The organism is Janthinobacterium sp. P210006, from assembly GCF_036231885.1.
In the GTDB taxonomy this organism is placed as follows: Bacteria; Pseudomonadota; Gammaproteobacteria; order Burkholderiales; family Burkholderiaceae_D; genus Janthinobacterium; species Janthinobacterium violaceinigrum.
This window is the reverse complement of sequence record NZ_JAZARD010000004.1, coordinates 91,677-115,748: the sequence shown is the minus strand read 5'-3', so window position 1 is coordinate 115,748 and position 24,072 is coordinate 91,677. Positions and strand designations below refer to the sequence as shown.

The window sequence follows — 24,072 nt, the reverse complement described above, 5'->3', positions numbered from 1 at the left end:
CACTGAGCGGCATTGATTACCGGCTGTCCGTATTGTCGAGCGGTCGGACTGTCAATCGAACGCCCATGTATACAGCACGTCGAGCGCATTGTTCGTGCCCGTCTGGAATTGCAGGGTGATGCGGCGGTTCAGCTTGTAACGGAGCTTGACCAGGCTCGTCGCCGTGCTCGTGCCTTGCTCGAACGTCAGGTAGGCGCGCGAGGACAGGCGCTTGCCGACGGTGACGACCGTGCTTTCCAGCCCTTGCGCCTGCGACAGGCCCACTTCATCGAGACCCAGCGAATTGGCCAGCTTGCCTTGCAAGCCGCCGCCGGAGCCGCCGAACAGGGCGCCTGCGGCCGTCGTCAGCAGGGCCATTTCATCGCCGGCCGCCGTTTCCGCGCCGTGGCCCAGGATCAGCCAGGCCAGCTTGTCGCTGTCCGACACGCTGGGCGTGGAGACCAGCTTGGCCGTCGGCGCCTGCGCCGTGCCGCGCACTTCCACGCCCGCTTCCACATTCGTTTCCGACAAGGCTTCGCCTTCGGGACGCTTGCGCACGGCCAGGATGTTCAGGGACGGATTGTCGTAGGCGCCCGTGAAGGCGATCAAGCCCCGTTCGATCGACAGCTTCTGTCCATACGCGGCGTACTGGCCGTTGGTAACTTTGATGCTGCCCGTCACGCGCGGCGCGGCGCGGTTGATGACGCGGGCGCGCACATTGCCCGCCAGGTCGGCGTCGAGGCCCATGCCGCGCAGGTGGAAGGCATTGCCCAGGTCAAATTCCAAGTCGATATTCAGGGGCAAGGATGGCGCTTCCTTGCTGCCCTTGACTTCCTTGCCCAGCACCACCACGTCGCTGCTTTGCGTGGGCGTGTCTTGCGGCGCCAGTTCGATCAGCGCGCGGTTGGCCTTGAACTTGCCCTCAAAGCTAAAGCGCTTGTCGTTGCGCACCAGGGTGCTGTTGCCCGATAGGATCAAGGTGCGGTCGGGACGCGACAGCGCCTGCAGGCGGTCGGCCATCAGCTTCAGTTCCAGGCTCGCTTCGCCATTTGCAAAGCGTACCCAGCCGTCTGCCTGCACCTTGCCGTCGCCGCCGTCAAAGCTCAGGCGCTGCAGTTGTAATTGATCGCCGGCCAGCTTGGCTTGCAGCACGCCATTGCGCAATTTCAAGCCCTGGTCGGCCCAGTTCACCAGTAGCTTGCTGCCGTTGATGTCGCCATTCAATTGCGGCGCGCCGATGGTGCCGCTGCCGGACAGGGCCACTTTCAGGGCGCCGCCCAGTTCCAGGCCTGGTTGGCCCGTCAGCGGCGCCAGCCAGGCCAGCGAATCGATGCTGGTGGTGCCCGTCAGGGAGAGGGCGCTGTCGTTGCTGATGCGTCCGCCTAGCATTTGCACGGTGGCATTGATATCGCTCTGGCCCGCGCGCGCGCCGTCCAGTTTCACGGCCAGACGCAGCTGCTGGTTGGCAACATCCACGCGGGCGTCGAGGGTGCGCAGACCCAGGGCCAGCGGCTGCTCCACGCCCACCGTCACGTCGCCTTTTTCGCGGTAGATGTGCAGCATGCCTGCCAGGGACGGATCTTTCTGTTGCGCCGTCGGCACCTGCATGTCGAGCGCCCATTGCGCGCCCAGGGTCAGGTCGCTGCGTGCATTGGCTTGCAGCGAGGGAATCACTTGCGCCAGATAGGTCAGGGCCACGCCGGCCGCCTGGCCGGAACTGGTCCAGCGGGGGCCGTTCTTGGCCAGGCTTTGCATGGTGATGCTGCCTGCTGGCAATTTGATGACGGTATTGCCCACGCTGATCTGCTCGGGCTGGCCCAGGCCTGCCACGCCGCTGCCGGCAGGACCGGCCACTTTGACGGGCACGGGCGCTTGCAGCACGAGCGCATAGCGGCCCTTGTTTTGCAGGCTGTCGATGCTGCCTGTCCAGCTGGCGCCGCTCTGGCTGCCGCGGATTTGCACGGTGGCATCGAAATCGTCATTGCGCGCCGCCAGGTTCACCGTATGGCTGCCGCGCGTGCCCGTCGTGCCCAGGTGGGCGCTGGCCAGCTTGAAGGTGGGCGTGCTGTAGCCTGCGATGTCCAGGCTGCTGACCATGGGGTCGAGCGCGCCCTGGCCGGCGCCCACGCTGGCGCTGCCCTTGATGGATTTCAATTGCTGGTCGCCAAAGAAGGTCAAATCCCTGCCATCGAGCGTCAGTTGCGCGGCCGGTGCGTCCATCTTGCCGCTGACGGAACCGGACGCTTGCAGCACGCCGGCAAAGCGGGGACCCAGGGTCGACAGTTGCGGCGCGTCGAGTTTCCACGTCAGCTTGTCCGTGGCGCCGCCCAGCGCGCCCTTGGCCAGCAGGCTGTTCGGTCCCAGGCGCAGTTCCGCATCCACGCTGTCGACCCGTTTCGCGTTGGCCGACAGCTTGGCGTAGCCGGCCAGCGGCGCGTTCTGCAGGGTCGATTCGCGCAGGGCCAGGTTGAGGGCCACTTGCCAGTCGCTCGTCAGGCGGCCGCTGCCGTTGAAGTCCGCATTCACATTACCGTTGGGCAGTGCCGCACCGAAGGCGGCCGGGTTGATCTTTTGCAGGGACCCCGTCACTTTCAGTTCCGCTTGCTGCTTCGGTCCCGTCAAGCCCACCTCGCCGCTGGCGTGGATGGCGCTGTCGGGCGCGGGGCGCTTGCCGCTGGTCAATCCCAGTCCTTTGGCATCGGCAACAAAACTCGTGCGCGGCTGCTGCATCGTGCCCTGCACCACGCCGCTGGCTTGCACGGCGCCCAGCAAGTCGGCTTGCAGGGCAGACAGTTGCCGCGCATCGACGTTCCAGTTCAGCTTTTCGCCGGCGCCGCCAAAGTTGCCCTTGGCCGTCACGTTGTTCTTGCCCAGCGCCAGTTGCACGTCGATACCGCTGAAATGGGCCGCATCGGCCGTCAGCTTGCCCTTGCCGGACAGGGGCTGGTCGAGCAGCTTGCTGGGGCGCACGGTGAAGTCCGCATTCGCCAGCCATGCCGGCGCCACGTGGCCGTCGGCGCGCACGTCGACGTTCAGGTCGGCCACGGGGAAGGCGCCGAAGTCGGCCGGGTTCAGGCGGCTGGCGTTGGCCACGGCCTTGAACGGCTGTTCGTCTTTCAGGCTGATCTGCCCCGTCGCATTGACGCTGCTTTTTCCTGCCTGCAAGGTCGCCTTGCGCAGTTGTACCAGGGAATCAGCCAGGGTGGCTTCCACGTCCAGGCGCAGCTTGGCTTCCCCCAGTTTTGCGCGCAGGGTTTGCGTCTTGCCATCGCTGTCGAGCACGATGTCGCCCACGATCTTCGTGCTGTTGATGCTGCTGTAGATGTGCTGCAAGTCGATCTTGTCCGTGTGCAAGGTCAGCTGCGCATTGCCGATGGGGCCATCGGCGGCATCGCGGTTGAGCTTGCCGCCGCCCGTGAATTTGCCCGCGTTGCCGAAATCGATGATGGCAGATTCCAGGGTCGTGGCCGTCAGGGTGCCGCCCAGGCGCGCCTCGAACTGGCGCAGCGGCAGCTTTTGCTGGTCGATGGGGCCCGGCGTGGCGTGGTTGAGGATGGCCAGCTTGCCCGACACGGTTTGCGCGTTTGGACGCGTATCGATGGCGGCGTCGAGTTCCAGGCTCAGGTCCGCCTGCGGCAGGGTCGCATCGAACTTGCCCGGATTGATGTTGCGGCCACGGATGCTGGCCGAGCGCAGGATGATGACGGGGTCGAACGGCGCCAGCGCCAGCTGGGCGTCGGCCGTGGCCGCGCCCGCGCTGCCCTTGGCCGTGACGTTCAGCACGTTCAAGTCGCCGCCCAGCTGCAGGCTCAAGGCGGCCGGTTTTTCGCCGGCGGCGGCATGGAGCTGCGTCAGGCTCGCCTTGCCGTTCAGCTTGAACGGCTGCGTGGCGGCAATCGTCGCGCTGGCCGTGGCCTGGCCGAACGGCGTCAGCGCCGACGCATCTTCCAGCTGCCATTGCGTCTTGTCGCCGGACAAGGTGAAATGGATCTTTTCAAACACCGTGTTGCCGCCCGCGCTGACGAGGGTGACCTTGTCCAGGCGCGCGTCGCTGATGCCGATTTTAAAGGGCGAAGCCAGGCTGGCCGGCATCGTTGACGGTTCCTCGGACGGCGCCGTGCTTTCCACGGACAGGCTGGCCACGTGCAGTTCGCTGATGGCAATGCCTTCCGAGAAGAACTGGAACGGCGACCAGTTGATGTCGATGTTGTCGGCCGTGATGTGCTGCGTCTTGCTGCGGTAGCTGACGTGGCCCAGGTGCATGCGGTTGTACAGCGAGCCCGATACGCCCGACACGGCGATTTCGCCGCCGCTGGCGCTGGCCACTTTTTGCACCAGCATCTGCAAGGTCGATTCGCGGCCCAGGAACCAGAAGGCGGCGCCCAGCAGCACGGCCAGGCTGGCGACGGCGATCAGCAGGTAGCGTAGCCAGCGACGCGGTTTCTTGGCCGGCGGCGCCGGTGGCGGCGCGGCGGCGTGGGGGGATTCGGTAATAGTGTCGGACATCAGAAAGTGAATCCCAGAGAGAAGTGCAAACGGTATTTGTGGACGGCGTGGCCATACGCCACGTCGACATTGATGGGGCCGACGGGGCTCTTGTAGCGCCCGCCCAGGCCGTAGCCCGATTTCGGCGTCATGGCTGCCTTGACGGTGTCGGCCGCGTTGCCGGCGTCATAGAAGGCGGCAATCGCCCATTTCGGCTTGAACCAGTACTGGTACTCGGCGCTGCCGGTGAGCATGTAGCGCCCGCCGATGGTGGCGTCGCCTTCCTTTACGCCCAGTTCCTGGTAGCCATAGCCGCGCACCGACTGGTCGCCGCCCGCGCGGAACAGGTAGACGGCCGGCACGCCCCGTTTTTCCTTCGAGCCCAGCGCGCCCATTTCGCCGCGCACGATCACTTCGCCCTTTTCGCCCAGCGGACGGTAATACACGGCCTTGCCGGCCACGCGCACGAAGCGCTCGTCCGTCAGCACGGGCAGCAGGGCGCCGCCCACCTGGGCATTGATGACATAGCCCTTGGTGGGGAACAGCAGGCTGTCGAGACTGCGCTTGGTGATGGCATAGGTCAGCGGCAAGCTCTTGCTGCGCGTCTGTTCCAGGCCCACGACGGTCTTGTCTTCGCTGAGGAACTCGAATGTGAGGCTGCGCTCGAGGTTGGTGCCGCCCCAGTTGCGCTTGGCCGAGATGGTGGTGACGGCCGTGATTTCGTTGGAAATGTCGCTGCGCTCGAACGAGGCGCCCGCGCTGTCGTTGTAGCCGCGCTCGGTGGTGGGGAAATAGAAGTTGGCGTGCGCCGCCTGTTTCTTCGTTTCCATGGTGAGGGCGCTCTTGAAGCGCGTGCCCCACACATTCAGGTTGTCATAGTTGAGTTGGGCGCGATTGCCCGTGTTCGTACTGAAACCGAGACCGGCGCTGACGTTCTGCTGCTTGTTTTCCGTCACGCGCACGACCAGCGGCAGCTGCGGCGCGGGGCCCCGGTTGACGGGCTTGGCCACGGGGGCAGCGCCCTCGTCCTCGGCCGCCTGGCTTTCCTGGCCCGCCTCGATCTGCTCGTTGAGGATGCTGCTCATGTCGGCGCTCACTTCCACGCTGGCAAAGTAGCCCGTATCCTGCAGGCGCGCCTGCAGCGATTGCAGCGCCGATTCGCTGTAGTAGTCGCCTGGGTGGATCTTGTCGAGGTTGCGGATGATGCTTTCATCGTAGCGCTTCAAGCCTTCGATACGCAGCTCGCCGAAACGCAGCTCGGGGCCGCTGTCGAGCACCACCAGCAGCGAGACCTTGTGCGTTTCCGGATCGACCACGGCTTGCGTATCGACCAGCTGGGCGCGCGGGTAGCGCGTCTGCACCACTTCGCGCAGCAGCGCGCGCTTGGCCGATTCCCAGTCGGCCTGGCGGAATACGCTGCCCGTCTTCAGCGACCAGCTGCGCTTGAGCGCTTCCGTGTCATACGGTTCAGATGCAGCCAGCGGCGGCGTGGGATCGAAGCCCCGCAATTCCAGTTCGACCTTGTCGATGGTCACCGGTTCGCCCGGCTCGAGGTCGACGATGACGAGGGGTTTGGCGCCCGTCGTATCGACGCGCACCGTGACGACGGGCGTATAGTAGCCGGCCGTGGCGACGAGGTTCTTGGCTTGCTCCGGCGTATCGCGCACGAGGCGCTGCAATTGCTCGCGGTCCATGCGCGGGTTGCCGCGGAAGCGTTCCAGGTCCAGGTTTTTTTCCAGCAACTCATCGAGGTCGCCCGGCGCATTGACCTTGACGTCGTACTGCAGCGGGGCGGGGGCCGCCTCCGTGGCGGCGTTGTCTGCCGGCGCGTCTTGCGTGCTCTCTTGCGCACCCTCTTGCGCGGCAGCGTGGGCGATGGGGAACAGCAAGATGACACTGCTGGCGGCCGCCAGTGTCAGTTGACCCATTGCTTTTGCCACTACTTGTGCCAAAATCCGTGGTCGTATCGCCTTGCCGGCAGCTGTATGCCGTATGGGTCGTGCAGAAAACATGGTGCTCCAGATGAGTAAATGCTGACTGCATGTTACCGGAATAGGTAAACTGATGGCGGACGAATAAGTATTTTTTGCGCGGGGAATCGTGTTTCCCTGCGCACTCGGAACAGAATCAAACTGAAAAGAAAGAAATTATGCTAGCAACGGACTCCGCACTGGTGCTCTTTAGCGGTGGACAAGATTCCACCACCTGCCTGGCCTGGGCCTTGAAACACTATAGCCGCGTGGAAACTATCGGCTTTGACTATGGACAGCGCCATGCGATCGAACTGACCGTGCGTCCTGGCGTACTGGAACAGATACGCCGGCAGTCGCCCGAGTGGGACAGCCGCCTGGGCCAGGATCACATGATCGACCTGTCCCTGATTTCCGCCATCTCCGATACGGCCATGACGCAGAACGTCGAGATCGTCATGCAGGAAAACGGCTTGCCGAACACGTTTGTTCCTGGACGCAACTTGCTGTTCATGACGGTGGCCGCCACCGTGGCGTACCGCCGCGGCTTGACGGTGCTCGTGGGCGGCATGTGCGAGACGGATTTCTCCGGCTATCCGGATTGCCGCGACGACACGATGAAGGCGCTGCAAGTGGCCCTGAACCTGGGCATGGACACGCGCCTGAAGCTGGAAACGCCGCTGATGTGGCTGGACAAGGCGCAAAGCTGGGACCTGGCGGAAGACCTGGGCGGCCAGCCGCTCGTCGACCTGATCCGCAGCGGCACGCACACGTGCTACCTGGGCGAGCGGGGCGAGCTGCACGACTGGGGCTACGGCTGCGGCACCTGCCCCGCCTGCGCCCTGCGCGCGAATGGCTACCAGCAATACGCGGCGCGCAAGGCTGCGCAACCGGCTGCAAAATAGGCGACGAAGCAGGCTGTCAAACAGGCAGTTTGCGCCGTTTCTTCAAGCGGCGCGGCAGCAGTGCAAGCGATGCTGTGGTTTTTGCCACAGGAGTGTCTTGCCATGAAATCCCTCTTTGCCGCGCTGTACGGCCCCGTCTTCTGGGCCGGCTTCATCGGCGCTGCCGCCTGGCTAATTGCGGTTCGCCAATATTCCCTCTGGGCCTTGCCGCCGCTGTTGCTGCTGGCCCTGCTGACTTCCTTTCTTGCCGAGCGCTGTCTGCCGTATGACGGCGCGTGGAACCATGATCACGGCGATGGCTGGCGCGACGTGCTGCACGCGCTCGTCAATGAAGCGCTGTACCTGCTGGGACTGGCGGCCTTTCCCTTGCTGGCCGGACATGTGGCGCTGGGGCCGTTCTGGCCAATCCAGCTGCCGTTTTGGGGGCAGCTGCTGTTGGCCATCGTCATTGCCGATTGCGGCATTACCCTGGTGCATTACCTGAGCCACCGCTATTATTTCCTGTGGAAACTGCATGCCGTGCACCATAGCGTGACGCGTCTGTACGGCTTCAATGGCTGGATGAAGCATCCGCTGCATTTGCTGCTGGAAGCGGCGGGCGGCATGCTGCCCTTGTTGATGCTGGGCATCCCGAAGCCCGTCATGGCCGTGCTGGCGTTTGCCGTGGCGGTGCAATTGCTGCTGCAGCACGCGAACGTCGACATGCGCATGGGGCCATTGCGCCACGTGTTTGCCTGGGCGCCCCTGCACCGTTTCCACCACATGAAATACGGCACGGCGGGCGACGTCAATTTCGGCCTGTTCTTTACCTGCTGGGACCGGATGCTGGGCACGCGTTTCGATGCGCCGGATTACCGCATGCGGGGCGAGGACCTGGGCATCGGCAGCCGTCCCGATTACCCCGTCGCATACGGCGCGCAGCTGCGCGAACCGTTCCGCGCGGAAGAGGGCGTGCGTGCACCCGAGTTGCCGGAAGGCTTGCGCGCGCCCCTCAATCGATCAATGTGACGTGGAGCTGGCGCAGGCTGCGGTCGGCGCGCACGCCGAACAGGCTGCGCATGGTGCGCGAAAAATGCGCGGCATCGGCAAAGCCGGCGCCGTGGGCCGCATCCGTCAGGGTGCTGCCGAGCAAGATGAAGCGGATGGCCAGGCGCAAACGGCGCCACAGCACCAGGCGCCGCACGGGCAAGCCCAGCTGGGCGCTGAACAAACGTTCCAGCTGGCTCAGCGACAGGTGCGCCGCGTCGGCCACGGCTGCCGCGCTGACCTTGCCCGACAGCAGGGCATCGACCTTGTCCAGTGCCCGCAGCAAGCGGGGATCGGGCAAGTGTTCGCGCGGCTGGGCTTGCAGCGCGGCGGCCAGGCGATCGAGGCTGGGTGCGCCTGCGCTGCCGGCCACCGCCAGCAGGGCCAGCCCGCCCAGCCGTTGCGGTTCCGCATAGATGGTCAGCATGGGCGCCGGCGCGCTCAGGATGGCGTGGGGGCGCAGGCTGTCGATCAGCAGGTGCTGCGCCGTGTGCACGATGCCGTCGAGCTCTGCCGTGAAAGGCGCGCCCGTGCTCAGCATCAGCTGGTGCGCGTAATGGGCGTGGCTGGCCGTGGCGCCCACTGCGCCATGCAAGATGGCAAAGTCCGGCGCCAGCCACAAGCTTCCCTGCCAGCGGTCGTCGTGCAAGCGATACTCCTGAATCGGTTATCGCCTGCACTTTACAGCACGGCGCTCAGGCCCGCTGGCGTTGCTGCGCCAACTGGCGCGCCAGCAGCATGGCCAGCAGGGCGCAGACGATGCCGAGCGTAAAGCTGCCGCCATAGCCGGCCGCGGCCGCCACGCCCGTCAGGGTGGACGAGGTGAGGATTTCGCCGCCGTCGCGCATGCTTTGCACGGCCGTCATGTCCGTGCCCGCCTGGCCGCTTTGGCGCGCAAACTGCATCGCCATGGTCAGCATGGAGACCGATGCGCAACCGGCGCCAAAACAGCCCAGCGCCGTCGCCAGCCAGACCAGGCTGGACGGCAGGGGCGCCGCCATGGCGGCCAGCCACAGCCACAGGCCGGCAGCGGCTGCCGAAGCGGCTATGCCCAGCACGAAGATGCGCTGGGGACCGTGGCGGCCGATCAGCCAGGCGCCGCCGCCACAGCCCAGCAGCACGGTGATCATGCCGCCTGCCATGCCCACCTGGCCGACGGCTTCCAGCGGCCAGCCGGCGTCGACCAGCAGCAGTTTCGACAGGCCATAGCCGGCCACGGCCGTCATCGACGACAAAAAGGCGATGCCCAGCAGCGCGGGCGCGCCGGGCCGGCGAATGAAGCCGCGCAAGCTGGCCTTGCCCGCGGCCGTGACGGCAGCGGGCAGCGGGGCCGCAAGCGGCGTCTCGCGCCACAGCACGACGAGCAGCAGGCTGGCCGCGCCGATGGCCGCCAGCGCCAGCAGCGCCGTCCGCTGGCCGAACATGCCCGACAGCATCAATACGCCGGAGCCGCCCGTGAAAAAGCCCACCATGGTGCCGCCCACCTGCAAGGCATTGGCGCGGCCCAGCGCGGCGCCTTCAAAGCGTTCGGCCAGCATGCCGTCGGTGGCGATATCCTGCGTGGCGCTGGCCAGAGAACCGAGCGCGGCCAGGGCGACGATCAGCGGCGCCGTGGCGGCCGACAGCCCCAGCAGGGCCGCGCCCAGCAGGCAGGCCGTGGCCAGCGCCTGCATCGGCAGCAGCCAGCTGCGGCGCCGGCCCAGGCGCGCATTCCAGCGGTTGTCGACCTGCGCCGCCCACAGAAATTTCAGCACCCAGGGCAAGCCCACCAGCGGCAGGAAGGCCAGGGCGTCGAGCGGCGCGCCATCGCGGCGCAGCATGGCCGGCAGCGCTTCCATGGCCAGCCCCAGCGGTACGCCCTGCGTGAAGTACAGGGCCGCCACCATCAGCCACAGGCGGATATTCTGCAGTGGCGGCCTCATGCGGCACCGCCCACTTTGCGGTGTTCGCTGCCGACGCTGGGCGTGATGAACAGCAGGCGTCCCGGCACGTGCACCTGCAGCCGGTGCCAGGTGCCGCGCGCCACGATGCAGGCTTGCCCCGCCTGCACGGCGATGCGGCGTTCCGCGCCGTCGTCCGCCTGCAGCACCAGTTCGATGCTGCCTTCGAGCAGGCACAGGGTTTCATCGCCGCGCGGGTGGCGTTCCCAATGGTCGCCATGCACGGACTGGGCGTCGCTCACGTGCTTGACGCCGATGATCCAGTCGGCGCGGCTCTTGCCGCGCGCATGGTAGGGGATGGCTTGCGCCAGCGCATCGGCGTGCAAGGCCAGCAGGTGGCCGTCGAGAGGGAAAAGCGTGCAATTGTCGTCGTTCATGGGGACCTCAATACTGGGCGCGCACGGACAGCATCACGCTGCGCGGCTCGCCATAGCGGTTGTTCCAGGCCGTGCCGGACAGGCTCTGGTAATAGTGTTTGTCGAACAGGTTGTTGACGTTGAGCGCGGCCGTGAAATGGCGGTCGATGCGCCAGCCCAGACGGGCATTGGCCAGCGCATAGCCGCCCTGGCGCAGGGTCACGCCGCCCGAGGTGACGCTGTAGCGGCTCTGCGCCTGCAAGCCCAGTCCCGCGCTCAGGCGGCGTCCGGCCCACGGCAGGGTAGCGTTGGCCCACGCGCGCACGATGTGGGCGGGGGCGAAGCTGGCAAATGCCTGGCCCTGCGCTTGGGCGTCCTTCAGGTAGCGCGTCGTGTTGTAGCTGTAGCTGGCCGACAGGTTCAGGTCGGGCGTCAGCCGGCCGTTCGCTTCCGCTTCCAGGCCGCGGCTCTGCACTTCGCCGCCCGCGATGTAGTAGCAGACGTTGCCCGCGCAGGGGAAGTTCGGATCTTCCTGGGCCCGCTTGTTCTGGCGGATCTGGTAGACGGCCAGGGACACGTCCAGCCTGCCATTGGCCAGTGCGCCCTTGACGCCCGCTTCCAGGTTGTTGCCCGTCACGGGGTCGAGCGTCTTGCCGTCGATGGTGGTCTGGCTTTGCGGCTGGAATACCTGCGTGTAGCTGCCATAGCCCGACCATTGCGGCGACAGGGCGTAGACCAGGCCGCCATACGGCGTCAGCTGGGTGTCCGGTTCGACGGTTGCCGTGCGCGTTTCCTGTTTCCAGCGGCTCAGGCGCGCGCCCGTGATGGCCGTCAGCGCATCGCTCACGTGGAAGCGCGCCATCGCGTAGGCGCCCCACTGGCTGATTTTGGTCGGGCCGCGCGAGGCGTAGGCGCCCGTGGCCGGTTCCGCCAGCGCGTACGGATTCCAGTGGAAGACGTCATACGTCCCCTTGGGCGGCGGCAGGAAGCCGGCCGAGAATTGCTCGCTGGACGTGTGCTGGACGTTGGCGCCCAGCAGCAATTCATGCTGGCGTCCGCCCAGGCTGAAAGGGCCGCTGGCGTAGGCATCGACGCTGTTCTGCAGGTTGTCGAAGCGGTAGGCGGCGCCCATCACGCTGGAAGACGGGCGCTGGTCGCGGCGCGCGGCGCCATACGCGCCCGCGTATTTCAGGAAGGAATCGCCGGACAGGTGGTTGGCTTGCACCTTCGCTTGCCAGCCGTTGGCAAAGCGCTGTTCCAGGCTGGCGAAGACGCGCTCGGTATCCCAGTCGAACTGGTCCCACGCCGCATCGAGATAGGTGGAGCGGGGCAGGCCGATATCGCCGCCGTCCGCATAGCGGGGCACGCCCGCCATGTTGGTGATGGAGCGGATGCGCTGTTTCTGCGCACCCACGCTGAGCATGCTGCCGGGCGCCAGGTCCAGTTCGGCCACGCCATACAGATTGCTGCTGTTCTGTTGCGCCACGTCATAGAAAAAGCCCCGCTCCTCGTGCGTGGCGACGACGCGCGCGCGCAGCGTGGCAGCGGCGTTCAGGGGGCCGCCGATGTCGGCTTCACCGCGGTGCCGGTCCCAGCTGCCGGCCGACAGCGCGCCCTGTGCGGCAAAGGTTTTTTGCGGCCGCTTGGCCACCAGGTTGATGGTGGCGGCAGGGTTGCCGCTGCCATGCAGCAAGCCGTTGGCGCCGCGCAGGATTTCCACGCGCTCCAGCATCGCCATGTCTTGCTGGGGACTGGCCATGTTGCCCATCAGCACGGGCACGCCGTCCTGTTCGAAGGAATCGACCTTGAAGCCGCGCGCGTAGTAGGCCGTGGTCAGCAGCTGGAACGGCTGCACGGTGGTGCCCGGTACCTGCTGCAGCACGTCGTCGAGCGTATGCAGGTTTTGTTCCTGCATGCGTTCCTGGCTGATGATGCTCAGCGACTGCGGAGTGTCCTTCAGCGAGGCGCCCGTCTTGCCCATGTTCGCGCTCGCTTCGCGCGTGGCCGTGACGGCGATGACGGGCAGGCTCGCTTCCGGCGCCGGCGCGTCCGCTGCCTGCGCCAGGTGGCTGGAACCGAGTGCGGCCAGCACGTGCAGGGTATGCCGGGGCCAGCGCAGGCCACGTGGAGGGAGGGAAAACATTGCCATGAAAAACCAGACCTTTCGTATTGAGAATCAATCTCAATATGGTAAGGAGTGCTGGCGCCCGGGCGTTAAGGATTGCCGCTGTTTTCCTGGCGATTGCGCGTATTCCGTCAGGCGCAGCGCATGTCGCTGGGGGAAACCCCATAGCGTTGGCGGAACACCTTGCTGAAATGGGAATCCGTATAGCCGCAGGCGTGCGCCGCATCGGCCACGCTGATGTTGCCGGCCGCCAGCATGCGGTATGCCAGTTCCAGCCGCTGCTGGCGCACGTAGGCGAACACGCTCGTGCCGAATAGCTGGCGAAAGCCCTGGCTCAGCGTGCTGGCATTGGTGCCGGCCAGACGCGCCAGTTCCGGCAGGGTGGGCGGGGCGTGCAGGCGCTGCAGCACGATATCGCGCGCCTGCTGCAGGCTGCGCAACTGGCGTGCGCCGGGCGCGGCAGTTGGGGGGCGGGCATCCGTCAGGCCGTCCATGACGGCGGCCGTCAGTTCCAGCGCCTTGCCCGATAAATACAACTGGCGCAGCGGACCGGCCAGCGGGCACAGCATGATTTGCCGCCCCAGCACTTGCAAGGCCTTGCCGGCGCGCCCGTTCGCCGTCGCCATGGCTTGCCGCGTGGCCGGGGCGATGCGCCGCGCCAGCGAGCCCAGCTCGGCGCCGAAGGTGTCGCGCAAGGCTTCCATCGGCATGCGCACGCTCAGGTACTGCAGCGGTTGCCGTGCAGCGTAGCGGTGGCTGACGGCAAATGGCGTGTCGCTCAGGCTGATGTGGAAGGCGGGACCCGCAACGCCGACGGCGGCGCCGCTTTGCAGTTGATAGTCGAGCTGGCCCTCCAGCACCAGCACCAGTTTCAGTCCCGCCTCATTGTGTTCGATGCTGTGCGTAGGCTCTGCAAACGACAGGGTGCCGGCACTCAGCGCCAGCCTTGGCGTGGCCAGCGGCAATTGCCAGGAAGCGTCGTTGGAGGAAAGGGGCTGGGAAGGCATCGTCGAGGACCGGGAGCAAGAGCGGATGTGAATTATAAATGAGAATCATTATCAGTTGGCATGGCGTCGACTTTATGTCGGGAAAACGGAATTGCACTTTCGCAATATGTGGTCTTTTTGACACAACATTCGGCATTGCATGCCTGTCTGCTGTAACGTACTATCATTCTCATCGACTACCGATGGTAGTCGTGCAGCCCGCTGCCAGCCATGTTGCTGGCCGTGACGCGGTTTGATCCCCGTTCTGCTTTCCGCCTGCCATGCCTACACGCGCGTCTTCGTCGTGGTTTGCCCGGCCAGTGTCGCACTGGGTGGGACCGCACGTGTTGGCCATGCTGGTGCTGGCGCTGTGCCTGGGGCTGACGTATGGCGCCTGGCGCAATGCCCACGATGTCAGCGAACAGCAGGTGCAGGCCGATTTCGATTTCCGCGTGCGCGAACTGATGAACAACATCGGCGGCCGCATGCAGACCTACATCCAGGTGCTGCATGGGGTGCAGGGACTGTATGCCAGTTCGCGGGAAGTCACGCGCCGCGAATTCCATGCCTATCTGGCGGTGCAGCAGGTGGACCGTCACTTTCCCGGCATCCACGGCATCGGCTACCTGCCGCTGGTGTCCGGCGGCGCCCTGGCGCGGCACGAAGCGAGCGTGCGCGCGGAAGGCTATCCCGGCTATGCCGTGCGGCCGCACGGCCAGCGCGCCTGGCATGCACCGATCACCTATCTGGAACCCTTGAGCGAGAGCAACCTGCTGGCCTTCGGCTATGACATCTGGTCCGAGCCCGTGCGCCGCGCCGCGCTCGAGCAGGCGCGCGATACGGGCCAGGCCGCCATGACGGGCAAGATCCAGCTGGTGCAGGATGGCGGCAACGCCCAGGCGCATGGCTTCCTGGTGGTGCTGCCCGTGTACGACAACAGCTTGCCGCATGCCAGCGTGGAGCAGCTGCGCGCAGCGCTGCGCGCCTGGGTGTTTGCGCCGTTCCGCATGGCCGACCTGATGGCGGGCGTGGGCGGCGAGGCGTCGCGCCAGCTGGACCTGGAAATCTACGATGGCGCGCAATTGGCCGACGCGGCCCTGATGTTTGACAGCTTGCCGGGCACGCAGTCGGCAGGGGCGTCGGCCACCCTCGTTGCGCGGCAGGCGATCAGCATTGCCGGGCGCGCCTGGACCGTGCGCGTGCGCGCCATGCCGGGTTTTGACGGCGAACTGCTGGCGCGGCCCCGCCTGGTGGCCATGACCGGCGTGCTGGTCAGCCTGGCGCTGGCCTTGGCGGCGTGGCTGCTGGCCGTGGGCCGCGCCCGCGCCCAGGCGGCGCTGCTCCGTTCGAGCGAGCTGACGGGCCAGCTGGAGCAGGGGCAGGCGAGCGTGCTGGCGATGGCCGAGGCGGCGCAGCGCAGCCAGGCCATGCTGCGCAGCATCCTCGATTCGACCATCGACGGCATCCTGGTCGACAACATCGATGGTCGCATCTTCACGTCGAACCGGCGCTTCCGCGACTTGTGGCAAGTGCCCGACGCGCTCGACTGGCAAGCCGATGGCGCAGCGCTGGTGCGCCATGTGGAAAGCCAGCTGGAGCAGGCGGCGCCTTTCCTGGGGGCACGCGCCCATGCGCCGCACGGCCACCGCGAGCGGCGCGACGTGCTGCATCTGCGCGATGGGCGGGTGGTCGAGCAGTATGTGCGCAGCATGCAATTAGGCAACGAGCAGGCGCGCCTGTGGACGTTCCGTGATATCAGCGAGCGCAGCCAGATGGAGCGGCGCGAACACACGCGGCGCCAGGTGCTGGAAATGCTGGCCACGGGCGCGCCGCTGGAACGCGTGCTGGAAAGCGTGGTGCTCAGCGTGCAGGCCGATCATCCTGCCATGCTGTGCAGCATCCTGCTGCTCGATGAAAACCGCCACCGCCTGGTGCTGGGCGCGGCGCCCAGCCTGCCCGCGTTTTTCAACCTGTCCAGCCATGGCCATGACCTCGACACCTTGCAAGGCGTGCATGGCATCGCCGTGCAAGCCCTGCGCGAAGGCCAGCGCGTGATCGTGGGCGACCTGCATGCCGCTGCCGATGGGCACGAGGCGATGGAACTGGCGTGGCGGGCCCAGCTGCAATCGTGCTGGGCCGAGCCCGTGCGCGGCGGTTCGGGCAAGCTGCTGGGCGTGCTGATGGCGTATCACCGCCAGCCCATGCTGCCGGGCGCGGCGCATCTGGCGCGGCTGGGCGAGGCGGCGCACCTGGCCGGCATGGCCATCGAACAGGCGCAGGTGGCGCTGGCCCTGCGCGCGGGCGAAGCGCGTTTCCGCAGCCTGTACGACCATGCGCCCGTGGCCCTGTGGGAACAGGACTGGTCAGCCGTGCGCGCCGCGCTCGATGCGCTGGAAGAGGCGGGCGTGCGCGACCTGGGCGCCCATTTCCAGGCGCATCCGGATGCGCTGCAGCGGCTGGCGGGGCTGGTGCGCATCATCGATGCCAACGGCGCCGCGCTGGCGCAGGTGCGCGCCAACGAGGACGACCAGCGCCGCGGTGCGCTGGGCCTGGCGCAGAATTTCGACGACAGCGCCTTGCCCCGCTTCGGCGATGCGCTGCTGGCGCTGGCGGGCGGCGCCCACCTGTACGAATGCGAAAGCAGCTTCGTGCGCCTGGATGGCGCGGCGCGGCAGAATGAACTGAGCTTGCTGGTGATGCCTGGCCATGCGGACAGCCTGGACTTCGTCATGGTGTCCTCGCTCGATATCACCGAGCGCAAGCGCATGAATGCGGAACTGCTGCAGCTGGCCACCACGGATTTTTTAACGGGCTTGCCGAACCGGCGCCACTTCATGGCGGCGCTGGCAAACGAGCATGCGCGCCTGCAGCGCGAGCTGGCCAGCTGCGCCAGCGTGCTGATGCTCGACATCGATCACTTCAAGCGCGTCAACGACGAGTATGGCCATGCGGTGGGCGATGCCGTGCTGCGCCACCTGGGCGCGCTGATGTGCCAGGCGCTGCGCAAGGTCGACGTGCCGGGCCGCGTGGGCGGCGAAGAGTTCGCCATCCTGCTGCCCGGCACCGACCTGGCGGCGGCCGCCGTGTTTGCAGAACGGCTGCGCCGGCGCGTGGCGGAAAGTTCGCTGACCACCGACGGCGGCATCCTGATCACGATCACGGTGAGCATCGGCATGGCCGCCATGGCCGGCACCGATGCCGATTGCGACGCCGTGCTGGCGCGCGCCGACGAGGCGCTGTACCGGGCCAAGCGGGGCGGGCGCAACCGCATCGAACAGAATGACGGCGGCAGCGACGGCGTGCTCAGCAAGTTCATGGCGCAGTGATTACAGGCCCTGCTGACGCGCTTGCGCCTGCTTGCGGTTGCGGCTGACGATCAGCCAGACGATGGCGACGGGAATGAGCAGCGGCAGCAGCACGGGCGTGCTCAGCGCCAGTACCAGCACCACGCACAAGGCCACCACGGCGATCAGCACCACGCCCACGCCGGCCAGCGCCACGCCCGTCACGACGGCGGCGCATACCAGCGCCATGGCGGCAATCAGCAAGCCGCCGCCGGCAAACACCAGGCCGAACAGCCACTCCAGCGGTCCGTCGACATCGTCGCCGTTGAACTGCATGTGCATGTCGCTGCCGCCCACCTTGTCGAGGAACAGGCAGGCCAGCATGACGATGAGGACGAAGGTGAGCAATTTTTTCATGATAAGCCTCGCTGTGTGGATGATGGGGTGTTGCATGGTCACACTGTAGAGGCGCGCCCGGCTGGCTGCCAGCGGCATGCGACAGGCTGTCATTTTCACGGTATGGACAGTGCTGGCAGCGAGAAAACGCTGATGTAGAACAAGATTTCTTTTCTTGTAATGTGCGCAAGCCGTCCTATACTGAATACCTCAGTCTCGCAAGGAGGGCAACATGCTTTTGTTTGCAGATACCGGGGATCAATCGCTATCCCCCCATGACGACCGGATCACGCGCCAGCGTAGCGCCCCGCAGTCCTGTGCCGAGCCCGTCGGCGCGCCATCGGCGATACCGCCGATCATCATCACCCCGTTCAATTACCAGGCGCCGCTGCCGGCCATCGACCCGCGCCGGGTACCGCCCGGTCCTCCGCTGACCTGGCCCAACCGGCCTGCCATGTCCATGTGCTGAAGGGCTTGCCTGCGTCCTTGCCATCCACGCGATGGCTGCCGTAAAAAAGCCCGCGTTGCGGGCTTTGGCTTGCTCACGGCGTTTTTGACGATGCCGCTTACGACGCTTTGCGGCGCAGCATGAAGCCCAGCAGGCCCAGGCCGGCCAGCAGCATGGCATAGGTTTCCGGCTCCGGCACAGCGGCGATGAAGGCGTGGTTGTCCGTCTCGAAAGCGTTCGAGGACGAATGGAAGGCCACCGAGGTGATCTTGCCGCCTTCGCCGGCGAAGGCATTCACGTACAGGCCCACGGACTGATCGCCGTTCGCCTGGTCGCCTGCCAGGCTGGCCAGTTGCGTGCCCGTCAGGGTAGTGCTGCTCTGGTCGGCAAAGCTGTACGTCACGCTGTTGTAGGGGTCTGGCGAGCCCATGTAAAAGCCGAAGTAACTGAGGCCGCCCGCAAAGTTGGCCGTCACGGGCGAGTGCTGGTCGGACGAAATGCCCGCGGACAAATACATGCTCGTGTCGCCGGGAGGGGCGGCGTGGTTGCCGTCCGTGCCCGTGAACAGGGAGCCGTCGATATAGTTGGTTGGCAAGATCCCGCTGTTGAAATCGATCGTGGTGGCGCCTGCGACCGACGTGACCAGGCCTTCACCGGCCAGCGCCGTGCCGCCTGCCGTGAAGGTGGGAAGAGCGCTGGCGCTGCCGGCGGCCGCGGCGAGCGTCGCGCAAGCCAGAGTGGACAAGATTTTCATGTAGATACCCTCGAATGTGTGTGCACAGCTATTTTTTTCAGGAATGATGAAAGTGCCCGGCGTGGCGATGCGGCGCGGCGTGCAGGGAAGAGGGACGGCGCGTGATGAAATAATTTCTTGTGGCCAAGCATTACCAACTGCAATATTTGAATATAAAAAACACAATTCAGATTGCAAAATAATAATAGGTTTACTTGAGAAATATCAAAGCGCGATTGCTAGAATAAAGCTACTAAATTGATAGCTTGCCTTATTGCCGGGATCGACTATGGCGGGCCACGCCTTACCTTGCGGCAAGGCGGCACGGGCGGGCGTTTTCGACTATCATGCTAGCCCCGACCTTCCATCACGAGCACCGCCATGAGTACCGATTTCCCCGACTTTTCCGACGAATCAGCCGAGCAGGACAATGACGCCCCCATCCAGGAGCCGCGCCTGTGGGTAGGCAATGGCTGGACGGCGCGGGTGATCAAGAATGAGGAAGATGAAGGCTGGGCCGTGGCCATGATCAAGGATGGCGAACCGGAGCCGGCTCTGGTGGGCCCGTGGACCATGGGCCGCGACAAGAAAAACCCGAAGCCGCTCGACGTCAACGCGTTCAACACGCTGGTCAAGACGGCCTCGGAAGTGCTGCGCCGCCACGAGCAGCAGCTGCATGCGCAATTGCACAAGAACCTGTTCGTCGCCACCGACGAGGGGCAAATCAAGGTGATGTTCGACATCGTGCCCGACGAAGACCACCCGTACGCGGAACTGAGCGCCTACGACGCGGACGGCGAACAGATCGCCAAGGTACGCACTTCGGCCGCGTTCAAGTTCAATGCAACGGCGGCCGCCAACTGGATCGAAGGCGGCTACCGCCGGCCAGGCTAGCAAAAGCTACTGCGCGGCACGCTTTGCGGCTTCCGATGCTCGCTGTACTTGAGTACAGCTGCGCGTCTCAGCCACAAGGGGGCGCCGAGCCTCGAAGCCGCTCGCTACGATTTTGCTACGCCTGGCTCCATGACTACACCGCCGCGCCTGCGGGCGCGGTGTGCTTTTCCACCTCTTCTTCCTTGCGGTACGCCAGCCGGTACAGCAGCGGCAGCACCAGCAGGGTCAAGGCCGTCGACGACAGGATGCCGCCGATCACCACGGTGGCCAGCGGACGCTGCACTTCGGCCCCCGTGCCCGTGGCGATGGCCATCGGCACGAAGCCCAGCGACGCCACCAGCGCCGTCATCAGCACGGGCCGCAGGCGCGTGATCGCTCCCTCGCGTATCGCTTCCTGCAGGGGCATGCCCTGTTCGCGCAGCTGGCGGATGTAGGCGATCATCACCAGCCCGTTCAGCACGGCCACGCCGGACAGGGCGATGAAGCCCACGGCCGCCGAGATCGACATGGGAATGTCGCGCAGCCACAGGGCGACGATGCCGCCCGTCAAGGCGAACGGGATGCCGCTGAACACGAGCAAGCCATCTTTCACGTTGCCGAACATGGCGAACAACAGCACGAAGACGAGGGCCAGCGCCACGGGCACCACCAGCTCCAGGCGTTTCGTGGCCGACTGCAGCTGCTCGAACTGGCCGCCCCAGCTGGTCCAGTAGCCGGCGGGAATGGCCACCTGCGCTTGCAGCTGCTGCGTGGCGTCGGCCACAAACGAGCCGATATCGCGTCCGCGCACATTCGCGCTGACGACGATGCGGCGCTTGCCATCTTCGCGGCTGATCTGGTTCGGTCCCGGCGCCACTTGCAGGCTGGCCACTTCACCCAGCGGGATGAAGCGCGCGCGGCCTTCCGCCGCCGCGCCCAGGGGCAGGGCGATGGGCAGGCGTTTCAACTGCTCCAGGTCGCTGCGCAGGCTGTCGGGCAGGCGCACGACGATGTCGAAGCGGCGGTCGCCCTGGAACAGGGTACCCGCTTCCTGTCCGCCGATGGCCGTGGCGATCGCCGACTGCACGTCGGCAATGTTGAGGCCATAGCGGGCCGTCTGCTCGCGGTCGATCTGCACCGTCAGCATGGGCAGGCCCGTCGTCTGTTCCACCTTCACTTCCGTGGCACCGGGAATCTTGCCCAGCACGCCGGCGATCTTTGCCGCCGTGCTGTCGAGCACGGCCATGTCGTCGCCGAACAGTTTCACGGCCACGTCGCTGCGCACGCCGGAAATCAGTTCATTGAAACGCAGCTGGATCGGCTGCGAGAACTCGTAGTTATTGCCCGGCAAACTGCTGGCCGTCGCCTCGATTTCCGCCAGCAATTGCTCGCGCGATTTTGTCGGCTCCGGCCATTCCTTGCGGGGCTTGAGCATGATGTAGCCATCGGAAATATTCGGCGGCATGGGGTCGGAAGCGATCTCGGCCGTTCCCGTGCGCGCGAACACGCGGGCGATTTCCTTGTGGCTGTCCATCAGCTTGCGTTCCAGCTGCTGCTGCATGGCCAGCGATTGCGTGAGGCTGGTGCCGGGAATGCGCAGGGCCTGGATGGCGATGTCGCCCTCGTTCAGGCTGGGCACGAATTCGCTGCCCATGCGCGTGGCCAGCAAGCCCGACAGCAATACCGCCACGGCCGCGCCCGTCAACACGACGGGCGTGTTGCGCATCACCTTGTCCAGCAGCGGCGCATACCAGCGCTTGGCGGCGCGCATGATGGCGTTTTCCTTTTCCGCCACCTTGTTGCCGATAAACAGCGCGACGGCGGCGGGGATGAAGGTGATCGACAGCAGCATGGCGCCCAGCAGGGCAATCACGACCGTCAGGGCCATCGGCGTAAACATGCGTCCTTCCACGCCCGTGAGCGCGAAGATGGGCAGGTACACGACCATGATGATCAGCTGGCCGTACAGCAGGGGCCGGCGCGCCTCTTGCGATGCCGCAAACACTTCATGAAAACGTTCCTGCAAGGTCAGGGGGCGCCCCAGTTTCTGCTGCGCATGGGCCAGGCGGCGCACGCAGTTTTCCACGATCACCACGGCGCCATCGATGATGATGCCGAAGTCCAGCGCGCCCAGACTCATCAGGTTGGCGCTCACATGGTATTGCACCATGCCCGTAAACGTGAACAGCATGGCCAGCGGTATCACCATGGCCGTGATGACGGCCGCGCGGATATTGCCGAGGAACAGGAACAGGATGGCGATCACCAGGACGGCCCCTTCCAGCAGGTTTTTCTTCACCGTATTGATGGCCTTGTCGACGAGCACCGTGCGGTCATACACGGTGACGGCGTGCACGCCCTTGGGCAGGCTGCGGTTGATTTCCACCATTTTCTTGTCGACGGCTTGCGAGACGGCGCGGCTGTTCTGGCCGATCAGCATGAAGACGGTGCCGAGTACCACTTCGCGGCCGTTTTCCGTGGCCGCGCCCGTGCGCAATTCGCGCCCCAGCACCACGTCGGCAACGTCGCGGATGCGGATGGCCACGCCCTGCACATTGGCAACGATGATGTTGGCGATGTCGTCCTTCGACGCCACCTGGCCCGGCGCGCGTATCAGCAGCTGTTCGCCCTGTTTTTCGATGTAGCCGGCGCCCACGTTGCCATTGTTGCGCTCGAGCGCCGTCACCACGTCCTGCAGGCTGATGCCGTAGGCAGCCAGTTTTTCCGGGTAGGGCGCCACCTGGTATTGCTTGGCGTAGCCGCCGATGGCATTGATTTCCGTCACGCCCGTGACGTTGCGCAATTGCGGCTTGATGATCCAGTCCTGGATTTCGCGCAAGTCCGTGGGCGTGTATGGCGTGCCATCCGGCTTTTTCGCGCCGTCCTGCGTTTCCACCGTCCACAGGTAGATTTCACCGAGGCCCGTGGAAACGGGGCCCATCTTCGGTGTGATGCCGGCCGGCAAGCTTTCCTTGGCTTCCTGCAAGCGCTCGTTGATCATCTGGCGGGCAAAATAGATGTCCGTGCCATCCTTGAAGATCACCGTCACCTGCGACAGGCCATAGCGCGACAGCGAGCGCGTCTGCTCCAGGTTCGGCAAGCCGGCCATGGCCGTCTCGATGGGGAAGGTGACCCTCTGCTCGGTTTCCAGCGGCGAATAGCCGGCGGACTGGGTATTGATTTGCACCTGTACATTGGTGATGTCGGGCACGGCGTCGATGGGCAGCTTTTGATAGCTGTAGATGCCCAGGCCGGCCATGGCGGCCACGGCCAGCATCACCAGCCAGCGCTGGTCGATGGCGAAGCGGATCAAGCGTTCAAACATGATGGTTTCCTTTGGCTTGACGTGATCAGTGTTCGTGGCCGGCGGCATCCTTGCCCAGCTCCGATTTGAGGACAAAGCTGCCTTGCGCCGCGTACGGCGTGCCGGCGGCCAGGCCCTGCTTGATGTGCGTCAACTTGCCATCGCTGCGTCCCAGCACCACGGGCGTGGCCTGGTAGCCATCCTTGACTTGCACGAAGACGACGGGCTTGTCTTCCACCGTCTGGATGGCCGTGCTGTGCACGGTAACGGGCGCGTCCGCTTCACCGGACACCACTTCCACCGTGACGAACAGGCCCGGGCGCCACGCCATGTCGGGATTCAGCAAGCTGATGCGTGCCTTGGCCGTGCGCGTCTGCTCGCCCAGCAGCGCGCCCACGTAGGTGATCGTGCCTGGCGCGCTGGCATCGAAGGCGGACGCTTTGACCACTGCCTTGCCTCCCATGCGCACGGTGGCCAGGTCTTTTGCGGGCACGGCGATTTCCGCCCACACGGTCGACAGGTCGGAAATGACGAAGATGTTCGCGTCTTCCTTGACGGCTTCGCCCAAGGTGATGTGTTTTTCCAGCACCATGCCGTCGAACGGCGCGCGGATGTCGTAGCGGTTCAGCGGTCCCTTGCCGGCGCCGCCGGCGCCCAGCGCGCTGAGCTTTTGCTGCGCGTTCTGCACGGCGATTTCCGCTTCGCGCCACGTTTGCTGCGCCTGCAGATAATCTTGTTCGGCCGAAATTTTCTCGCGCCACAATTTTTCTTCGCGCTCATACGTGGAGCGGGCCAGCGACAGCCGCCGCTGCGCCGACAGCAGTTCGCTGCGCTGTTCCGACAGCGCCGTACTGGCGATGACGGCCAGCACCTGGCCCTTCTTCACCAGCTGGCCCAGGTCCGCCTGCACGGCCTCCACCACGCCGGACAGGCGCGGCACGACGTGGGCCGTGCGGTCTTCGTTGAAACGGATTTCGCCGGGCAGGGCCACCGTGGTCTGGATGCGGCCGGGCGCGGCCGTGGCGATGACGACGCCGGCTGCGCGGCTTTGTGCGGCCGTCAATTCCAGCCTGCCTTCCACTGCTTCGTGGCCGTGTTCGTCTTTCTTTTCAGCATGCGCTTCCGCCTTGGCGGCAGGGGCCGGCGCGGGGCTGGACTTGCCCGTGCCGAGGATCAGGGCCGCCAGCACGATACCGGCCGCCGCGATGGAAGCGATGGCGATCGCCTGCTTTTTGTTGAGTGTGATGTTCATGGATGGTGTT

The 24,072-nt window shown here is 65.6% G+C and carries 17 protein-coding genes; 6 read left to right on the top strand and 11 right to left on the bottom strand.

The genetic code is table 11. The features are described 5' to 3' along the window. Positions 1–51: 51 nt before the first annotated feature. Positions 52–4,485, bottom strand: a complete 4,434-nt coding sequence (locus tag VPH41_RS20215) for a translocation/assembly module TamB domain-containing protein (RefSeq protein WP_328571316.1) — start codon at positions 4,483–4,485, stop codon at positions 52–54. After that, complete coding sequence (locus tag VPH41_RS20210) at positions 4,485–6,392, bottom strand: autotransporter assembly complex protein TamA (RefSeq protein WP_328571315.1); 1,908 nt, start codon at positions 6,390–6,392, stop codon at positions 4,485–4,487. Before VPH41_RS20210 ends, VPH41_RS20215 begins: the two co-directional genes overlap by 1 nt. A gap of 221 nt (positions 6,393–6,613) precedes the next feature. Here VPH41_RS20210 and queC point away from each other — a divergent pair, with 221 nt between their 5' ends. After that, positions 6,614–7,339, top strand: a complete 726-nt coding sequence (queC, locus tag VPH41_RS20205; RefSeq protein ID WP_328571314.1) for a 7-cyano-7-deazaguanine synthase QueC — start codon at positions 6,614–6,616, stop codon at positions 7,337–7,339. A 102-nt stretch (positions 7,340–7,441) separates the two neighbouring features. Then, entirely contained in the window at positions 7,442–8,347 is a 906-nt protein-coding gene (locus tag VPH41_RS20200) for a sterol desaturase family protein (protein WP_328571313.1), read from the top strand. On the opposite strand, the gene VPH41_RS20195 is transcribed toward VPH41_RS20200, so the two are convergent. The 5 genes from VPH41_RS20195 to VPH41_RS20175 form a co-directional block, all read right to left on the bottom strand. Further along, complete coding sequence (locus VPH41_RS20195) at positions 8,331–9,014, bottom strand: AraC family transcriptional regulator (RefSeq protein ID WP_328571312.1); 684 nt, start codon at positions 9,012–9,014, stop codon at positions 8,331–8,333. The genes VPH41_RS20200 and VPH41_RS20195 overlap by 17 nt on opposite strands. Before the next feature lie 46 nt (positions 9,015–9,060). Next, the gene (locus VPH41_RS20190) at positions 9,061–10,287 is read right to left on the bottom strand and encodes a RhtX/FptX family siderophore transporter (RefSeq protein WP_328571311.1); all 1,227 of its coding nucleotides are present in this window, start codon (positions 10,285–10,287) and stop codon (positions 9,061–9,063) included. Beyond that, positions 10,284–10,682 carry a cupin domain-containing protein gene (locus tag VPH41_RS20185; protein ID WP_328571310.1) on the bottom strand — a complete coding sequence of 133 codons (399 nt, stop codon included), beginning with the start codon at positions 10,680–10,682 and terminating at the stop codon, positions 10,284–10,286. Before VPH41_RS20185 ends, VPH41_RS20190 begins: the two co-directional genes overlap by 4 nt. A 7-nt stretch (positions 10,683–10,689) precedes the next feature. Further along, positions 10,690–12,810 (bottom strand): TonB-dependent siderophore receptor, encoded by a 2,121-nt coding sequence (locus tag VPH41_RS20180; RefSeq protein ID WP_328571309.1) that lies wholly within the window; start codon positions 12,808–12,810, stop codon positions 10,690–10,692. Between the two features lie 107 nt (positions 12,811–12,917). After that, complete coding sequence (locus VPH41_RS20175; protein ID WP_328571308.1) at positions 12,918–13,793, bottom strand: helix-turn-helix transcriptional regulator; 876 nt, start codon at positions 13,791–13,793, stop codon at positions 12,918–12,920. 260 nt (positions 13,794–14,053) lie between these two features. Between VPH41_RS20175 and VPH41_RS20170 the strand changes: the two genes are divergently transcribed. Then, positions 14,054–17,098, top strand: a complete 3,045-nt coding sequence (locus VPH41_RS20170; protein WP_328571307.1) for a sensor domain-containing diguanylate cyclase — start codon at positions 14,054–14,056, stop codon at positions 17,096–17,098. Here VPH41_RS20170 and VPH41_RS20165 read toward each other — a convergent pair whose 3' ends face one another. Beyond that, positions 17,099–17,473, bottom strand: coding sequence for a hypothetical protein (locus VPH41_RS20165; RefSeq protein ID WP_152284926.1), 375 nt, complete (start codon positions 17,471–17,473; stop codon positions 17,099–17,101). A gap of 211 nt (positions 17,474–17,684) precedes the next feature. Between VPH41_RS20165 and VPH41_RS20160 the strand changes: the two genes are divergently transcribed. After that, a complete protein-coding gene (locus VPH41_RS20160) occupies positions 17,685–17,921 on the top strand; it encodes a hypothetical protein (protein ID WP_152257017.1) in 237 nt (78 codons plus the stop codon). Positions 17,922–18,018: 97 nt separating this feature from the next. On the opposite strand, the gene VPH41_RS20155 is transcribed toward VPH41_RS20160, so the two are convergent. Further along, positions 18,019–18,654, bottom strand: coding sequence for an Npun_F0296 family exosortase-dependent surface protein (locus VPH41_RS20155; protein ID WP_328571306.1), 636 nt, complete (start codon positions 18,652–18,654; stop codon positions 18,019–18,021). Between the two features lie 46 nt (positions 18,655–18,700). Between VPH41_RS20155 and VPH41_RS20150 the strand changes: the two genes are divergently transcribed. Both VPH41_RS20150 and VPH41_RS20145 read left to right on the top strand, forming a co-directional pair. After that, positions 18,701–18,895, top strand: coding sequence for a hypothetical protein (locus tag VPH41_RS20150; RefSeq protein ID WP_152284928.1), 195 nt, complete (start codon positions 18,701–18,703; stop codon positions 18,893–18,895). Between the two features lie 119 nt (positions 18,896–19,014). Beyond that, positions 19,015–19,527 (top strand): hypothetical protein, encoded by a 513-nt coding sequence (locus VPH41_RS20145; protein WP_152284929.1) that lies wholly within the window; start codon positions 19,015–19,017, stop codon positions 19,525–19,527. A 133-nt stretch (positions 19,528–19,660) separates the two neighbouring features. On the opposite strand, the gene VPH41_RS20140 is transcribed toward VPH41_RS20145, so the two are convergent. Beyond that, complete coding sequence (locus VPH41_RS20140) at positions 19,661–22,831, bottom strand: efflux RND transporter permease subunit (RefSeq protein WP_328571305.1); 3,171 nt, start codon at positions 22,829–22,831, stop codon at positions 19,661–19,663. A 25-nt stretch (positions 22,832–22,856) separates the two neighbouring features. Then, positions 22,857–24,062: an efflux RND transporter periplasmic adaptor subunit gene (locus VPH41_RS20135; RefSeq protein WP_328571304.1), complete on the bottom strand. Its 1,206-nt coding sequence runs from the start codon at positions 24,060–24,062 to the stop codon at positions 22,857–22,859. Positions 24,063–24,072 lie beyond the last annotated feature (10 nt).

Bases quoted from the DNA above. Each gene is read 5' to 3' on its own strand.
- VPH41_RS20215 (WP_328571316.1), bottom strand. From the start codon at position 4,485: ATGTCCGACACTATTACCGAATCCCCCCACGCCGCCGCGCCGCCACCG.
- VPH41_RS20210 (WP_328571315.1), bottom strand. From the start codon at position 6,392: ATGGGTCAACTGACACTGGCGGCCGCCAGCAGTGTCATCTTGCTGTTC.
- queC (WP_328571314.1), top strand. From the start codon at position 6,614: ATGCTAGCAACGGACTCCGCACTGGTGCTCTTTAGCGGTGGACAAGAT.
- VPH41_RS20200 (WP_328571313.1), top strand. From the start codon at position 7,442: ATGAAATCCCTCTTTGCCGCGCTGTACGGCCCCGTCTTCTGGGCCGGC.
- VPH41_RS20190 (WP_328571311.1), bottom strand. From the start codon at position 10,287: ATGAGGCCGCCACTGCAGAATATCCGCCTGTGGCTGATGGTGGCGGCC.
- VPH41_RS20185 (WP_328571310.1), bottom strand. From the start codon at position 10,682: ATGAACGACGACAATTGCACGCTTTTCCCTCTCGACGGCCACCTGCTG.
- VPH41_RS20180 (WP_328571309.1), bottom strand. From the start codon at position 12,810: ATGGCAATGTTTTCCCTCCCTCCACGTGGCCTGCGCTGGCCCCGGCAT.
- VPH41_RS20175 (WP_328571308.1), bottom strand. From the start codon at position 13,793: ATGCCTTCCCAGCCCCTTTCCTCCAACGACGCTTCCTGGCAATTGCCG.
- VPH41_RS20170 (WP_328571307.1), top strand. From the start codon at position 14,054: ATGCCTACACGCGCGTCTTCGTCGTGGTTTGCCCGGCCAGTGTCGCAC.
- VPH41_RS20165 (WP_152284926.1), bottom strand. From the start codon at position 17,473: ATGAAAAAATTGCTCACCTTCGTCCTCATCGTCATGCTGGCCTGCCTG.
- VPH41_RS20160 (WP_152257017.1), top strand. From the start codon at position 17,685: ATGCTTTTGTTTGCAGATACCGGGGATCAATCGCTATCCCCCCATGAC.
- VPH41_RS20155 (WP_328571306.1), bottom strand. From the start codon at position 18,654: ATGAAAATCTTGTCCACTCTGGCTTGCGCGACGCTCGCCGCGGCCGCC.
- VPH41_RS20150 (WP_152284928.1), top strand. From the start codon at position 18,701: ATGAAAGTGCCCGGCGTGGCGATGCGGCGCGGCGTGCAGGGAAGAGGG.
- VPH41_RS20145 (WP_152284929.1), top strand. From the start codon at position 19,015: ATGAGTACCGATTTCCCCGACTTTTCCGACGAATCAGCCGAGCAGGAC.
- VPH41_RS20140 (WP_328571305.1), bottom strand. From the start codon at position 22,831: ATGTTTGAACGCTTGATCCGCTTCGCCATCGACCAGCGCTGGCTGGTG.
- VPH41_RS20135 (WP_328571304.1), bottom strand. From the start codon at position 24,062: ATGAACATCACACTCAACAAAAAGCAGGCGATCGCCATCGCTTCCATC.